Origin of the sequence: Leptospira licerasiae serovar Varillal str. VAR 010, from assembly GCF_000244755.1 — a bacterium.
GTDB lineage: Bacteria > Spirochaetota > Leptospiria > Leptospirales > Leptospiraceae > Leptospira_B > Leptospira_B licerasiae.
Window position 1 is genome coordinate 160,296 of record NZ_AHOO02000005.1, and the last position, 14,081, is coordinate 174,376.

General features: G+C 41.6%; 13 protein-coding genes. 6 read left to right on the top strand and 7 right to left on the bottom strand.

Going from position 1 to position 14,081, the window contains the following annotated elements; genetic code table 11:
* Positions 1-10: 10 nt before the first annotated feature.
* Positions 11-1,951: an ABC-F family ATP-binding cassette domain-containing protein gene (locus tag LEP1GSC185_RS01140; protein WP_008590315.1), complete on the top strand. Its 1,941-nt coding sequence runs from the start codon at positions 11-13 to the stop codon at positions 1,949-1,951.
* 23 nt (positions 1,952-1,974) lie between these two features.
* Complete coding sequence (locus tag LEP1GSC185_RS01145; protein WP_008590944.1) at positions 1,975-2,310, top strand: rhodanese-like domain-containing protein; 336 nt, start codon at positions 1,975-1,977, stop codon at positions 2,308-2,310.
* Between the two features lie 11 nt (positions 2,311-2,321).
* Here LEP1GSC185_RS01145 and LEP1GSC185_RS01150 read toward each other — a convergent pair whose 3' ends face one another.
* A complete protein-coding gene (locus LEP1GSC185_RS01150; RefSeq protein ID WP_008590024.1) occupies positions 2,322-3,242 on the bottom strand; it encodes an alpha/beta fold hydrolase in 921 nt (306 codons plus the stop codon).
* Positions 3,239-3,856, bottom strand: coding sequence for a TetR/AcrR family transcriptional regulator (locus LEP1GSC185_RS01155; protein WP_008591726.1), 618 nt, complete (start codon positions 3,854-3,856; stop codon positions 3,239-3,241). Before LEP1GSC185_RS01155 ends, LEP1GSC185_RS01150 begins: the two co-directional genes overlap by 4 nt.
* A 159-nt stretch (positions 3,857-4,015) precedes the next feature.
* Here LEP1GSC185_RS01155 and LEP1GSC185_RS01160 point away from each other — a divergent pair, with 159 nt between their 5' ends.
* From LEP1GSC185_RS01160 to LEP1GSC185_RS01170, 3 genes are all read left to right on the top strand, one after another.
* Positions 4,016-4,768, top strand: a complete 753-nt coding sequence (locus tag LEP1GSC185_RS01160; protein WP_008589761.1) for an acetoacetate decarboxylase family protein — start codon at positions 4,016-4,018, stop codon at positions 4,766-4,768.
* A 57-nt stretch (positions 4,769-4,825) separates the two neighbouring features.
* The gene (locus LEP1GSC185_RS01165; RefSeq protein WP_008590065.1) at positions 4,826-6,853 is read left to right on the top strand and encodes a neutral/alkaline non-lysosomal ceramidase N-terminal domain-containing protein; all 2,028 of its coding nucleotides are present in this window, start codon (positions 4,826-4,828) and stop codon (positions 6,851-6,853) included.
* Positions 6,854-6,947: 94 nt separating this feature from the next.
* Positions 6,948-8,129: an acetyl-CoA C-acetyltransferase gene (locus LEP1GSC185_RS01170; protein WP_008589945.1), complete on the top strand. Its 1,182-nt coding sequence runs from the start codon at positions 6,948-6,950 to the stop codon at positions 8,127-8,129.
* Between the two features lie 67 nt (positions 8,130-8,196).
* Here LEP1GSC185_RS01170 and LEP1GSC185_RS01175 read toward each other — a convergent pair whose 3' ends face one another.
* Positions 8,197-9,207, bottom strand: a complete 1,011-nt coding sequence (locus tag LEP1GSC185_RS01175) for an LLM class flavin-dependent oxidoreductase (RefSeq protein ID WP_008590998.1) — start codon at positions 9,205-9,207, stop codon at positions 8,197-8,199.
* A 200-nt stretch (positions 9,208-9,407) separates the two neighbouring features.
* Between LEP1GSC185_RS01175 and LEP1GSC185_RS01180 the strand changes: the two genes are divergently transcribed.
* Positions 9,408-9,944 carry a methylated-DNA--[protein]-cysteine S-methyltransferase gene (locus tag LEP1GSC185_RS01180; protein ID WP_008589633.1) on the top strand — a complete coding sequence of 179 codons (537 nt, stop codon included), beginning with the start codon at positions 9,408-9,410 and terminating at the stop codon, positions 9,942-9,944.
* Here LEP1GSC185_RS01180 and LEP1GSC185_RS01185 read toward each other — a convergent pair.
* The 4 genes from LEP1GSC185_RS01185 to LEP1GSC185_RS01200 form a co-directional block, all read right to left on the bottom strand.
* On the bottom strand, positions 9,916-11,184 hold the full coding sequence (locus tag LEP1GSC185_RS01185) for an amidohydrolase family protein (protein ID WP_008591687.1): 1,269 nt from the start codon (positions 11,182-11,184) through the stop codon (positions 9,916-9,918). The two genes, LEP1GSC185_RS01180 and LEP1GSC185_RS01185, sit on opposite strands and share 29 nt — an antisense overlap.
* 103 nt (positions 11,185-11,287) lie before the next feature.
* Positions 11,288-12,247 carry a hypothetical protein gene (locus LEP1GSC185_RS01190; protein ID WP_008591104.1) on the bottom strand — a complete coding sequence of 320 codons (960 nt, stop codon included), beginning with the start codon at positions 12,245-12,247 and terminating at the stop codon, positions 11,288-11,290.
* 9 nt (positions 12,248-12,256) lie between these two features.
* Positions 12,257-12,955, bottom strand: a complete 699-nt coding sequence (locus LEP1GSC185_RS01195) for a hypothetical protein (protein WP_008591537.1) — start codon at positions 12,953-12,955, stop codon at positions 12,257-12,259.
* Positions 12,952-14,079 carry a baseplate J/gp47 family protein gene (locus LEP1GSC185_RS01200; protein WP_008590907.1) on the bottom strand — a complete coding sequence of 376 codons (1,128 nt, stop codon included), beginning with the start codon at positions 14,077-14,079 and terminating at the stop codon, positions 12,952-12,954. The genes LEP1GSC185_RS01195 and LEP1GSC185_RS01200 overlap by 4 nt, the downstream gene beginning before the upstream one ends.
* Between the last annotated feature and the right edge of the window lie 2 nt (positions 14,080-14,081).

The following is a 14,081-nucleotide window of genomic DNA, read 5'->3' on the forward strand; positions in this document are numbered from 1 at the left end:
CCCAGGAACCATGCTACAATTCATTGATATCAAGCACCGGTTCGGTAGCTCCACACTTTTCGAAAACTTCTCCTGGCATATAAAACCAGGCTCCAAAATTGCCTTAGTAGGTCCGAACGGTTCAGGTAAATCGACTCTGTTCAAAATGGCAGTAGGAGAACTAAATCCGGAAGAAGGATTAGTTAGCCGCTCAAAACATACTGAGATCTCTTTATTCCAACAGATCCCTGATTTCAATTTTGAAGCAAGAGTGATCGATACTGCGCTCTCTAAACATAAACATTATAATGAATATATAAAGCGTGCCGAGGACATTCATTCTAGAATGGATCACACGGATCACGATTCTCCAGAGTTTACTGCCTTATTAGAAGAACAAAGCTCTTTGGAAGAATACGCATTTACCTACGGCGTCCATGAATTGGAGGCCCAGGCAAAAAAGATCATTGGCGGTTTAGGTTTTTCTAATGATCAAATGGAGAAAAAGGTAAAAGAATTTTCTCCCGGTTACCAGCACAGACTTGGACTTGCGATCGCAATCTTGAATCCAGGAAACCTTCTTCTTTTGGATGAGCCTACCAACCACTTGGACCATGCGTCTAAGGCATGGCTTGCTGAATATTTATCGGATACGAATCGATCTTTCGTTTTGGTGACTCACGACCCTGAGTTTTTGAATGCGACCACGGATACAATTGCAGAGTTGAATCCTTCCGGCGTTCTGGAATTTAAAGGAACCTTAGAAGATTACTTTGAACATAAAAACGAACTCTTGGATAAGTTAAGGCTTCAATTCAAAAAAGAAGAAGCTTATTTAAAGAAGAGGACCGAGTGGATAGAACGTTTCCGCTCCAAGGCTACTAAGGCGAAACAAGTCCAAAGCGTGATCAAAAAGTTGGAAAAAAGGGAAAAGGTGGAAGCGCCTGACGATTCCTTTTGGAATTCCAAAACCGAATACAAGTTCAATTATACTCCTTGCGGCAATCTTTCTTTTAGAATTGAGAACGCTTCCTTTGCTTATGAAAAAACAGGAAAAAACATTTTCTCCAATGCGGAACTTCATGTTTCCAACGGGGATAAGATCGCGATAATAGGTCCAAACGGCGCGGGTAAATCCACATTCTTAAGAAACATATTAGGGATTCATAAATTAACCGAAGGTTCCGTCACTTTCGGACCTAAAACTAAGATCGGCTACTTCTCCCAAAACCATCACGAGCACCTTGATCCTGAAAAGAATCTTTTGGAAACCGTTCTTTCTGTGTATCCGGATCTCCCGGATGTGGAAGCTCGAAAACTGTTAGGCTATTTTTCCTTTAGCGACGACAGGGTTTTCAAAAAAGTAGGACTTCTCTCCGGAGGAGAACAAAGTAGATTAAGATTGGCTCTTTTAGTCCGATTCTCTTCCAATACTCTATTTTTGGACGAGCCTACCAACCACTTGGATTTGGTGGTAAGAGACAATTTGAAACGTGCGCTCCAAGAATATCCTGGAGCGGTCTTAGTCATCTCTCACGATCCCGATTTTTTAAAAGATCTATGTACGAGAACGGTATCCGTTTCAAACGGAAAGGTCAAAGATTTGAATACCAGCTTTTCGGATTATCTAAAATTCCCTCCGGAAGAATTAGAAGCCGAAGGCGGTTTTACAATAAAAGCCCCGACGGAAAACATAAGCAGCGAGAACAAAAGCAGATCCCAGAAGAACGCTGACAAAAATCGGGTTAAAAAATTACAAAAAGAAATAGAACAAATCGAAGCTAAGATCGCTCTATTAGAAAAGAATAAAGCAAACTCCGAGGAACTTCTCGCAGATCCTGAGTTTTATAAAAAGCGCAGTTATCAAATGGAACTAGACAATTACAACGAGACCAAAAAAGAGATCTCTAAGTTGACCGAATCCTGGGAAAAGCTGCAAATCGAAATGGAAGAACTTTCTTCCGTAGTATAAGAATTGATCCATAAGGAGACTGAATGAATCCGAAAGAATTAAAAAACAGATTAGATGCTCGAAAATCGGGAAACGATGACTTTTACCTTCTGGATGTTCGTAACCCGAATGAACAAGAGATCTGCACGATAGATGGAACGGATCTTTTGATCCCGGTTTCTGAATTGCCTGCTCGTATCGGAGAATTGGATTCTTGGAAATCTTCCGGAAAAGAGATCATAGTATATTGCCGTTCCGGAGCAAGATCCGCGAATGCCTGCGGATTCTTAAAATCCACAGGTTTTGCAAAAGTATTTAACTTAGAAGGCGGGATACTTTTATATTCCGACGAAGTAGACCCTTCTTTAGCTAAATATTAAAAGTTTATCATCTACTTGGATAAAAACTTAGAGATAGCCGGAAGAACTACTTCCGGCTTTTCTATATGGGGAAGATGCCCTGCATCCTTTACTAAAATAAATTCTGCGTTCAAAAGTTCCTTCACATACTCCCCTTTTTCCAAAGGAGTGGTATGATCTTGGTCTCCCCAAAAAACCAACACTTGCTTTTTAGTTAATGCCAACTTTTCGAATTCAGACTTAGGCTCTAAAGAAATAATATTTCTGATCGTAGATAAAATAGCTCTTCCGAAACCTTTAAAACTAAGTTGGGTCTCATACTTCTCCACCCAATCGCTTGGAACCTTAGAAGGATCTACAAAATCAGCCGAAATCCCTTTCGGCAAAGAAGGAATATAAACAGCAGAGTTTAAATATTCTCCAACCAAAGGAACAGTAAGAGGGAAAGTATTCGTTTTTGCGGTGAGCGGATCTACTAAAACAACTTTTTTGATCTGATCAGGATGTTTAGAAACGTAATGAGCAACAATAGGACCTCCCATAGAAAGTCCCATAATATCGAAAGATCCATTTATATGCAGATAATTTAATAGATCGGAGACCTGAGTAGTAAACAGGTCCAGATCATAAACTGCATCCGGCCTATCGGAATATCCTCTGCCATAAAGATCGAAACGTAGAACCCTATAACCTGCATCCGTCAGCGATTTTTGAATAGGGTCCCAGATAAAATATGGCGTCGAAAATCCGTGAACTAAGACTACAAGATTTCCTTTTTCGGGCCCTGACAATTCGTAATGAGTCCAGCCCAAAGGAAGTTCCGCAAATTGTCCGGATACTCCGGAACGTATCGATTCGTTTAATTCAATTTTTTCTCTAGAACGTACGAATGGCAAAACGGTAAGTACGATGAGTGCAAATACCGCCAGGCCTAGGAGGAGTTTCTTTTTCATTCTACGTCTAAAAGAATTTTACGGAAAAATAAAAAGCCTTCGTCAAGAGGATCGCCGATCCCTCTTTTTTTCAACATGCCGGTCATATCTAAAACGATGATCCCGTACATCCAGGAATACATTGTTCTCGCTAGAGAAGGATAATCTTCTTCTTTGATCTTGAATTCTCCCGATCTAACGCCCGCTCGGATAGTTTCCAAAAATACGCGGTAACTGGTTGGAAGTTTAGGGAATGCTTTTCTGTGCATATGACCATGAACAGTGTTGAACATTACCTTATGCAGTTCTTGGTTATTCCCTGAAAAATCGTAATAAGCCCTTGCGATTAGGGTTAATTTTTCGTAAGAGTTTTTACCGTTCAGTCTGGAAGCTCTTAGAGTTTCGGTTAACTGAGCTTCTCCCTGAGAAATGATAATTTTGATGATATCTTGTTGGCTCTTGAAGTGAGAATACGGACTTGCTACACTACAATCCAACTTTTCGGCGATCCTTCTCATGGAAAGCCCATCAATTCCCTCTTCGTTCAATATATCCAACGCCGCCTGGACGATGGATTCTTTATTTAAACTATTTCTAGTGCGTCTTCTAGGACGCGTAGCAGCTACTGCAGTCATATTTTTTGCCTTCGGGACATTCGAAAGCCGAGAACGGCTCGAATATCGTCCCCATTGTCCAGTTATCCCAAAAATAGGCAGGATGTTCAAGAGTTTCCTTTTCAAATTTGGGGATTTTCCTAGTATAGGATACAAAAAAGATAGAAACGGACCCCTAGAATGAAAGCAACCGCCTCTTCCAAGGTTAAACCAAAGACCAAAGCCTCAAAAACTACACAACATTCCCCTAAAAAAGCCACAAATACAAAGAGTAAAGTCCAATCCCCTAAGAGGCATTTTCCAGCGCCTTGGTCATTAACAGGAGAAGGATTCCTGTTCCCACTGTTCGGTAGGAAGTCCTACAATTTGGAAATGGCGTTTTTGGATGAAGAAGACCGCAAGTCCTTCAAAGGAGGATTAGGTTCTCTGATGTTAGTGAATTACGAAAGATCCGATGTGGGACCTTATTACGAACTTTTATATATTCCGGGAAATTTCGAACATAAAGAGATAAATTATAAAAGGATCACTCGTATTTTTGTATCCAGCCAAACTTCTGTAGAAGAAGGAATTCGTAATTGGGCCATCCCGAAAGAAAGAGCTGACTTTGTTTGGAAAAAAGAAGGTTCAGTAACTAAGATAGAAGTTTCGAGAAATGGAAAAACTTTTTTCAAAATTAAGATCCGTACATTAGGTTTTAATTTTCCTGTAAGCACTTCTATCCTTCCTTATGTTCTTTTGCAAAAAGCAGAAGATGGATCCAAACTAAGCACTGCGTTTATCGGCACAGGCAAAGGAAAATTTGCGAGAATAGAATCCGTATGGTCGGATGAAACTATCTTTCCAGACTTTATAAAGGGCGGAGGAATGAGAACAGGAATAGGAGCTTCTCCTTTTCATCTCACATTTCCTGTCGCAGAACACGTTGAATAAGCTGAATATTCGAATTTGATAAAATAGTTTTAATAAAAATCCGCAAGGAGCCCTGCTATGAAAAAATTCCGTATAACGATTGTTATTCCGTTCTTATTTTTGTTCTTTTCGAGTCCTAGATTTTCCGGAACAGCCAAACCTCAAATTAAAGATTTTAATTATGAGGCAGGAATGTCCAAAGTAGATATTACGGGACCTCCCACAGGGATCATGTTCTGGGGTTATGCACAAGAGGGACAAAAAGGAGAAGGTATACATCTACGACAATTTGCGAGAGCCTTGGTCATCAAAGATCCAAAGAGCGGAAAAGTATTAGCCTATGTGACTGCGGAATTAGGCGGAGTTCCTCATGAAGTGCAAAGAGATGTAGTCGCCAGATTGAAGAAGGAAGTGGATCCTAATTTTAATTTAGCGAACGTTCTTTTGAACGCTTCTCACACACATAGCGCTCCTGCGGGATTTTTCCATTATATTCAAAATTCAATATATACCACTAAGTTTTTTCCTGAATATTATTCGGTAATCGTTAACGGAATCTTTCAAGCGATCAAAGAGGCTTATTCCAAAAAGGAAATCGCACAGTTATTGATCGGTAGCTCGACCGTAGAAGGCGCTGGGGTAAATCGTTCCTTAGTAGCGTACCAAGCAAATCCGAAAGAAGAAAGAGATAGGTATAATTCGGATACGGACAAAACAATGATCCAAATCTCGGTAAATACGAGAAGAGGTGTGATCGGTATCGTGAACTGGTTCGGGGTGCATACAACAAGTATGACTTTCGACAATCACTTAGTATCTACGGATAATAAAGGATATGCGTCTTATCTTTCCGAAACCGAGGCAGCAAAAAAAGGACAGAAGGACTTTATTGCCATCTTTGCACAAGCAAACGAAGGAGATGTGACTCCCAACCTAAATCTGAATAATACAGGTCCCGGAAAGGATATGTTTGAGAGCACAAAGATCATAGGAGAAAGACAATATCTTGCGAGTTCTAAGATCTTAAACGATGACAAACTGAGAGTATTACCTTCCGGTCTCAATTATACTCAGTCTTTTATAGATATGCCGAATTCGATCGTTCGTAAGGAATTTTCAGAAACTGGAAAAGACGAAAGAACTTGTTTGTCCGCTTACGGATACGCTTTAGCTGCCGGTTCTACGGAAGAAGGAGGAGGGCATTGGCTTTTCCACGAAGGCATGAAGGATGAGGATAGAAAATTCTATATTGATTGGCTGGCGGCAAGACTGCTCCAAGCACCGAGTGAAGATCTAAGGGCCTGCCAAAAACCTAAGGCGATCTTATTTCCAATGGGAGAAACTAAACCCGATCCTTCTCTTTCTCAGATCCTACCGTTGGGCCTTGCCACAATCGGTGATTTTGCTTTGATTGTTTCGCCTAACGAAGTTACTACTATGTCCAGTAGAAGAATGAAAGAAACGGTCAAAAAAGTATTAGGATCCAAGATCAAAGACATTGCTCTTTCAGGGCTGACCAATGATTTTGCAGGATATATAACTACAAAGGAAGAATATTCTACCCAACAATACGAAGGCGGTCATACTCTTCATGGTCCGTTTAGCTTGGATCTTTTTAGACAAGAATATGATAGGCTTGCAAACGATCTTTTGCAAAACAAGGTAAGCACTCAAGGACCGTTTCCTAAAGATCTGAGTTCTACGGTTATAGGCACTAATGTTCCTAATAGAGATAAGATCTCTTCTTTCGAACCTAAGATCAAAACCCCGAATAGGACTATTGCAAAAATCGGAGAATCCGTTTCTTGCGAAGTGAGTTCCATAAATCCGAATATCTCTTATCCAAAACAAAAATCCTATTTTGATGTGGAGAAAAAAGAAGGAGACAAGTGGATTACTACTTATACCGATTCAGACTGGGCTACTAAATTCTATTATAAAAAATCCTTTCTACCCTTATTCGATGATAATATCCGATTGGTTTGGGAAACAGATAAGAACGATTCTCCTGGAGTTTATAGGCTAAGACATTCTTCCTTCTATATTAACAAAGAAGGGAAAGAAGTCCCATTCTCCATTGATTGCCCAGAATTCGAATTAAAATAGTATGACTCGAAAACGATGTAAATTGGAATGGTAGTACACCGTATTGATCTGCAGTTAACGACTGCATAATGTTAATATTTTTAGGACTGGAAAAATGGAAGAAGCAGTTTTATTGGACGGGATCCGCACCCCTTTCGGAAATTTCGGCGGAACATTAAAAGACGTAAGCGCAGTGGACTTAGGAGTTTTGGTCTCTAAATCCTTGCTAGAAAGAACAGGAGTTAATCCTTCCGATATAGGCGAGTCTATTTTCGGAAACGTAGTCCCTACAGGTAAAGAAGCCATCTATTTAGCTAGGCATATTGGACTCAAAACCGGATTACCAATTACTGTTCCCGCTTTGACCTTAAATAGACTTTGCGGTTCCGGAATGGAAGCAATCATACAAGCAGCTAAAAAGATCTATTTGGGAGAATCGGAAGCAGTTCTCGCAGGTGGATCCGAATCCATGAGCAACGCGCCTTATGTTGTGCGTAACGCAAGATGGGGAGTCAAATACGGTTCTGCCGAGTTCGAAGATTCATTAGAGCAAGGATTAACCGACCAATACGTTGGTCTTATCATGGGCGCAACTGCAGAAAATCTCGCAGACCAATATAAGATCAGTAGAGCGGAACAGGACGAATGGGCAGGGATTTCTCAAACCAGGGCGGAAAAAGCAACGGTAGAAGGTAGACTAAAAGAAGAGATCCTTCCCGTAACTGTAGGCGGAAAAAAACCGGTTACATTAGAAAAAGATGAATTTATCAAAGGCGCCGCTTCTATCGAAAAACTTTCCGGATTAAGGCCTGCCTTCAGAGAAGGTGGAACGGTTACCGCAGGAAACGCATCCGGTCTGAATGATGGAGCTGCCGCGACAATCGTTACTTCAGCTTCTTACGCTAAAAAGATCGGTAAAAAACCCTTAGCAATCATCAGAGGATACGGACACGCGGGATGTGATCCTGCGAAAATGGGGATCGGACCCGCGTTAGCAATTCCGATCGCTCTTAAAAAAGCCGGTTTAAAACTTTCGGACATGAGCCTTGTAGAAGTAAACGAAGCGTTTGCAGCTCAGTATCTTGCGGTCCAAAAAGAATTAGGCCTAAATCCTGAGATCACAAACGTAAACGGTGGAGCAGTTGCGATAGGACATCCGCTCGGAGCAAGTGGTGCAAGAGTAACCATAACTTTGGCTTACGAACTTAGAAGAAGAAAGGCAAAATACGGAGTCGCTTCTCTGTGTATCGGCGGCGGTCAAGGGATCGCTATTATTCTAGAAAATCCGGAAGCATAATAAAAAAAGACTATGTCCTGCTCGTTTGCAGGACATAGTCCAGTTCTCACTTCCCTAGTTTACGCTTTTATAATCTATTTTCCAATTCAAAAACTTCTGCTAACAGTTCGTAAGAACGAACCCTATCTTTAAAATCGTAGGTGATCGTAGAAACCACTACTTCATCTATTCCATATTCCAGAGTCAGATCTAAAATCCTTTTTTTAACCGTATCAGGAGTTCCGACGATCATTCTACCCCGATTATGTAATAACCTGACCCTTTCCAAATCCGAATATATGTAAGGCTTAACTTCTTCGTAAGAAAGTATACCCTCGCTAATTCCTTTTTCAATATTTAAAAGTTGCCTGTCCATTACTGCCTGTAGTTCTTCCGCCTTCTCCTTTGTTTCCGCGCATAAAACAAAAATACCCACACTCGCCTGAGGGGAGGAAAGAGCTTCGGAAGGTTGGAATCTTTCTTTATATGCCCGGATACTTGCGTATCCTCCTGTCGGATTGATAAATTGTGCAAACGATAAAGCCATTCCAAAATGAGCGGCGATTAAAGCGCTTTCCCCGCTGGAAGTTAAGATCCAAAGTTCAGGGCAAGTTTCCGCGACAGGGATGGCCTTTACTTTTTCTTGAATGGAATCCGGCTCCGCATTGTCCGTCAAGAAATCTCGTAAGTCCATCAATTGTTGGATAAAATCATTCTGAACAAAACTGTTGGAAGGATTCAATATAGCAGCCGTTAGTCGATCTCCACCGGGAGCTCTGCCAAGTCCTAAGTCTATCCTTCCTGGAAACAAAGTCTCGAGCATCCTAAAATTTTCGGCCACCTTAAGAGAACTATGGTTCGGAAGCATGATCCCACCTGAACCCATGCGGATACCTTTCGTTTCACCGGCAAGATGTGAGATCAAGACCTCGGGAGAAGACCCAGCCAGTCCCAAAATATTATGATGTTCCGAAACCCAATATCTATGATAGCCAAGCTTATCTGTAAGTTTCGCAAGTTCAATCGTCTCTTGGACCGCCTGAAATGCGGTCCCACCTTTACGAATTGGAGACTGATCTAAAACGCTTAATCGTATCATATTAGAATGCAGATTTGGGTATCCATGTATTGTTTTCCATTACTTAGACGAAGCTAACGTGAGACTAGGCAAAAACGGTTTTATCCGCGACTTGGCCTTAGGTCGGCCGCTAATTAAATCTTAAGAGTTTTTGTAAGATATTTTACAGCAATTTTCGGGTTGTGTGAAATTCAAAAAATCTTTTATACTTAGACAAAGAAATGATCCTAATAAAAGAAATCCAATCCCCTTTAGGAATACTTATCGCAGGAGCGGTGGAAGAAGGTCTGTGTCTTTTGGAATTCACAGAAAAAGAGAGATTAGAACTCCAACTTACTCGGCTCAAAAAAATTTTCGGAGAGGATGTCCAACCGGGAGAAAGTAAGTTTTTCTCTATATTAGAAGAACAGCTTAAGGAATATTTCGAAGGTAAAAGAAAGGAATTCGATATCCCACTCATAGTTTTAGGCACCGACTTTCAGAAAAAAGCATGGGAGGCGCTACATTCAGTCGTTTATGGAAAGACAAATTCTTACGAGTCTCAAGCGATAAGGATCGGGGACAAAAATGCGGTCCGTGCAGTTGCAAAAGCCAATGGAGAAAATCGGATCGCCATATTGATCCCGTGTCATAGGATTGTCGGCAAAAGTGGTGATCTAACCGGCTATGGTGGAGGTCTCTGGAGAAAAAAATTCCTGCTAGAATTAGAGCAGAAATTTTCCGATTCTCCTACCTTACCTTTTTTCCAAGGTGAATGACGGAAGCAATGCTTCCCGGAAAAGTAAATCCCTCAAATGGAGACCATCCGCTTTTACTTTTTATATCTTCTTTTCTGAATGTAGTCGGAGTTTGGAAATCCAGAACGGTAAAACTTCCGCAATAACCTTCTTCTATTTTTCCGAAACCTTTTCCGTATTCCTTAGGCAAAAACTCCGCAACAAAATCTCCAGGATTCTCCGCGCATATTTCGGAAATTTTTTCCAAAGAAACACCTGCTGTCTTATGCAACCAAGTCACGAATAAAGAATAAGTATCCAGCTGGGAAATACCGGATGTACCCTTTAGTTTTTCTTCTATAGAATGAGGGGCATGATCGGTGGCTAAGAAGTCAATCCAACCTTCTTTGACTCCTTGGAGCAGAGCTGCTTTGTCCTCTGGTCCTCTTAGAGGTGGATTCATCTGGAACCAGTGACGGTTTTCGTCGGTGAGCATGGTTTTGTCAAAATAGAGATGAGTAGGAGTTACTTCGCATTTCACTTTAACTCCTCTCTTGCGGGCTTCTACTATCTTCTTCAAACCTTCTTCCGTTGAATAATGGCATAACTTCCCTACCAGGTCGTATTTTTCGATCAGATAAAGCGCAAAATCGGTCGCCAAAGTTTCCGCAATAGCGGGTCTTCTGTCTTCATGATATGTTTCGTTTTGGTTCTTCTCTAAAATTTCAGGATCTTCACAATGAAAACTAACGTTACAACCTTTATAATGTCGGATTGTCTCCTCCAACTGCTCATTGGAATAAAAGAATAATTCGCCGACAGAAGGACCCATGAATGCTTTATATGGAACATGCGCCTTTAGAGGTTTGGTATGAGGACCTATCCCCGCATATAAGGTGATCCGAACAGGAGAATGATCTGCAAGTTCTCTTTTTTTTGAATATGTAATATCGTCGGTCGGAGGGATCGGATTATTAGGCATGTCCGCAATATGGATCACACCTCCGTTGATCGCAGCATTTCCTGCGGATAAAAAATCCTCTTTGTATTTATGTTTTCCGGATTCGTCTTCTCTAGCGTGCACATGAATATCGCCGAACCCCGAAAAGATCACAAACTTGTCAGGATCGAATGCAAGCTCCTCCGCATTAGAAGATTGTAATACTTTACCCTTCTGGACGGAAAGTATTAGGCCCGTTTTCGGGTCCAGCTCCACGGTTCCTATAAAAGATCCTTTTGAGTTTTGGAATTTTCCTGAAATTTTCCGGATTTGAGGCGCCATTAGCCCAGTTTATCTCAGGCGCCTTTTTTTTCTATCGCATTTGTCCGCGAGCGTTACTATAAGTGCGAATGAGCACTAAAACTGTAACTGAGCAAGTATAACCTCACCCAGTAGTAGCGATCCAAGTCCCGTTCACGCGAGCGGCAACCCCGTACAGAACGCCACCAATCGGGTTAATTCCACCGAGGCCGTGGCCGTGGATACTATAACCCTGACCAAAGCTAATACCGTACGCAATCCGGTAAACAACGATCGTGCCATCCACATTCGGAATGCCATCAGTCTGATCAAAATTCTTACCTTCACCATAGTAACTGATCTTGTACACTTGCGCGAAACCAGAATGAGTATGATTGATTGGAGCGAATACGCTTCCTAAATTATTGATCTGAGATTGAAGCCCTGTGTCTCCGTTTTGACGAGCAGTTTCTTCTGTGCTCATCCAAGAAGCGAGAGCATTCAAGGCACTCACGACGCTGGATCTGAGAGAACCAGTAAAACGTTCTACAAGCTCCGCTAAAGAACCGATCTTAATGTCGGAGACGAGTTTAGAATTTGTGATGGAATTGTTTCGAATGATTTCTTCACTAATTCTACGCCAAGAACGGAGATCTTCGAGAATAGTCACTGTCCCAACCAAAGATCGGATTTTAAAGAGAGGAACATCACCCTCTTCTAAAGATTCTTTAAAGAGAACATCGAAGGAGTTTTTGCGATAAGTATTCGCATAACCAGTAGAGTCCAGATAAGTAGAATTTTCCGTCACAAATTTATGGCGCAATACTACAAACGAATCGGCATTCGGGCGAGAAACGATAAGATCAGTAGAAGCGGGAAAAACGATCCGCTTACCTTCAGGATCGTAAGCGATAGTGACAGAGATATTGACAGTATTTGGATTCTCACCAGGAGTAACTTCACCACCGGAAATGATTTCACCGCTGAATAGATCCGAATTCCTGTTTAAAATTTCGGATTCTAAATCATCTTGTTCCCTTTGAAAGTCGCCTTGGAATACGGGCTTTCCATTCGAAGGGAAATTTAAACCACCAAGTTTACTCATAAAAAACTCCTAATATACCAGCCAATAACGTTCCGACCCCAATGGTCCTTCGCTGAGTTTAGTTCCTTTCCATACTTGTCCTTCCGAAGAAACAGGAAGCGGATCTAACGAATCCAGTTCTTCCCAAACCTCCCAAACATTTCCTCCGATATTCGTTGCATTCAGGATCCGAATCAGATTTTGACGGTTTGTTTTGTTCGTGGACGGAACGTAAATTCGAAAAGCATGAAAGCAATAATCGCGGGAACCCAAAATTGATCCGATAGGATCTCCCATTCGGTATTGATAATCGTAAACTTGCTCGACTAAAATTCGATCTATCGAATGTCCTGTGACTCTTGAAATTAAAGCTCTCTTAGTTGCGATCGTTGCGGGGAGTCTTTTGTATTCTAGTACGAATAAAATTTGCAGAAAATAAGAACTGTCCTTTTCTCCTGGACTCCGCAATAGTCCGTAACGTGCACCCCACCAATCGAGACCTTTCCCAGAAGCGGAATCAAGCCAGATCTGTTGATATAACCAGTTCGCTCGATTTAAGCGTTCTTGGAGAACGATTAGAAATGCAAAAAGGATTCTATACCAAAGACTATTGGATAGTCCTCCCGTTCCATCGGCATTCATCTCCTCGGGTGATGGTGTAGTTTCTCTGATCGTTCTTCTCATGTTTTTCCAAATCAAAGAATCGAATGAAAAACGAAACCGACTCATCCAGAATACACCGTTGCAATAATATCGAAACTTGGACCTTTAACAGCGAGGCTTCCCGGAGAGATGAAAATATTATCCTCGACGTCCACATCGCACTGAACTGCATCGGGGAGATTCAATAGGCTGGAACGGAGCGAGTTCGTAACGAAGTCGTCTCCATCTTTTAAGCCAAAGAAGAATGTTTCGGCCAAGTTTTCCAGAGTAATGGAATCCGGAATGGATTCGGAGGAAGCGAAGTAAACGTTAAAGACCTTATTGATCTCAACCGCATCGATATTTTCACAAACGACTTTTGCAGTCCCCCCCGGATTCTTGTCTTCATCGTCGAAATGATCCATTACACTTTGAAGTTGGGATCCGGATAAAGTTCCACCCGCGCCTTTCAAAAGTAGCTTCACAACGCCGGGGATCCCGATCGCTTTACTACTCTTGAAAATAGCTCTTTCTACAAAAGAAAAACCTAAAGCTTCCGTGACGTACCATTCCGGCGTCCACATAGAACTGGATTTGATCTCTGCTTCTCGGATACGAGCACGAACACTTGGTATTGTTTCGCGATCCCTTGCTACGAATTCGGGAGTGGAATACGGGTTGTATACCACATCGCAATCTTCGATGTAATCGACAATTTCTGAAATCGCATTTTGAACAACGTTTCCCTTTGTTCCGGGCTCTAAAGCTTCGCAAAGGACTTCCACTGTATAGAATCCTCTATCATCAACGGTTGTCGTGGGGAGAAGTGTCGAATCTTGAATGATTTGGAAGAGGATTTTTCTGTCGGCTGTTCCGATAACTTTTCCAATCGGTATGGTAACACTATAAGGCACGGGAGTTTTTGAACCGATTCGGATCTTATGCCTTGCTAACGTTTCGTCTTTCCATTCTAGGCCGTATCGTTTTAGCCATTCGTGAAGATCCTCTTCCTCCGAAGTGTGGTAGTGGATTGCTTTTTGAAGAGCAAGGAGATTCTGGTCTAGGAACAAGAAAACAGCATTTGCCAAGGCTCTCAAAATCGTACTAGCTTTCGAAAGTTGAGTAAGGTCCAAACTTTCGAAGACTTTAGATCCGGTAATATTCCGTTCTATTTCTCTTTGGACGTTCGATTTTGTAGTGTAAAGGATCATAT

What these genes read in the sequence shown, in the direction of transcription:
- LEP1GSC185_RS01140 (WP_008590315.1), top strand. Translation starts at nt 11, where the DNA reads ATGCTACAATTCATTGATATCAAGCACCGGTTCGGTAGCTCCACACTT.
- LEP1GSC185_RS01145 (WP_008590944.1), top strand. Translation starts at nt 1,975, where the DNA reads ATGAATCCGAAAGAATTAAAAAACAGATTAGATGCTCGAAAATCGGGA.
- LEP1GSC185_RS01150 (WP_008590024.1), bottom strand. Translation starts at nt 3,242, where the DNA reads ATGAAAAAGAAACTCCTCCTAGGCCTGGCGGTATTTGCACTCATCGTA.
- LEP1GSC185_RS01155 (WP_008591726.1), bottom strand. Translation starts at nt 3,856, where the DNA reads ATGACTGCAGTAGCTGCTACGCGTCCTAGAAGACGCACTAGAAATAGT.
- LEP1GSC185_RS01160 (WP_008589761.1), top strand. Translation starts at nt 4,016, where the DNA reads ATGAAAGCAACCGCCTCTTCCAAGGTTAAACCAAAGACCAAAGCCTCA.
- LEP1GSC185_RS01165 (WP_008590065.1), top strand. Translation starts at nt 4,826, where the DNA reads ATGAAAAAATTCCGTATAACGATTGTTATTCCGTTCTTATTTTTGTTC.
- LEP1GSC185_RS01170 (WP_008589945.1), top strand. Translation starts at nt 6,948, where the DNA reads ATGGAAGAAGCAGTTTTATTGGACGGGATCCGCACCCCTTTCGGAAAT.
- LEP1GSC185_RS01175 (WP_008590998.1), bottom strand. Translation starts at nt 9,207, where the DNA reads ATGATACGATTAAGCGTTTTAGATCAGTCTCCAATTCGTAAAGGTGGG.
- LEP1GSC185_RS01180 (WP_008589633.1), top strand. Translation starts at nt 9,408, where the DNA reads ATGATCCTAATAAAAGAAATCCAATCCCCTTTAGGAATACTTATCGCA.
- LEP1GSC185_RS01185 (WP_008591687.1), bottom strand. Translation starts at nt 11,184, where the DNA reads ATGGCGCCTCAAATCCGGAAAATTTCAGGAAAATTCCAAAACTCAAAA.
- LEP1GSC185_RS01190 (WP_008591104.1), bottom strand. Translation starts at nt 12,247, where the DNA reads ATGAGTAAACTTGGTGGTTTAAATTTCCCTTCGAATGGAAAGCCCGTA.
- LEP1GSC185_RS01195 (WP_008591537.1), bottom strand. Translation starts at nt 12,955, where the DNA reads ATGAGTCGGTTTCGTTTTTCATTCGATTCTTTGATTTGGAAAAACATG.
- LEP1GSC185_RS01200 (WP_008590907.1), bottom strand. Translation starts at nt 14,079, where the DNA reads ATGATCCTTTACACTACAAAATCGAACGTCCAAAGAGAAATAGAACGG.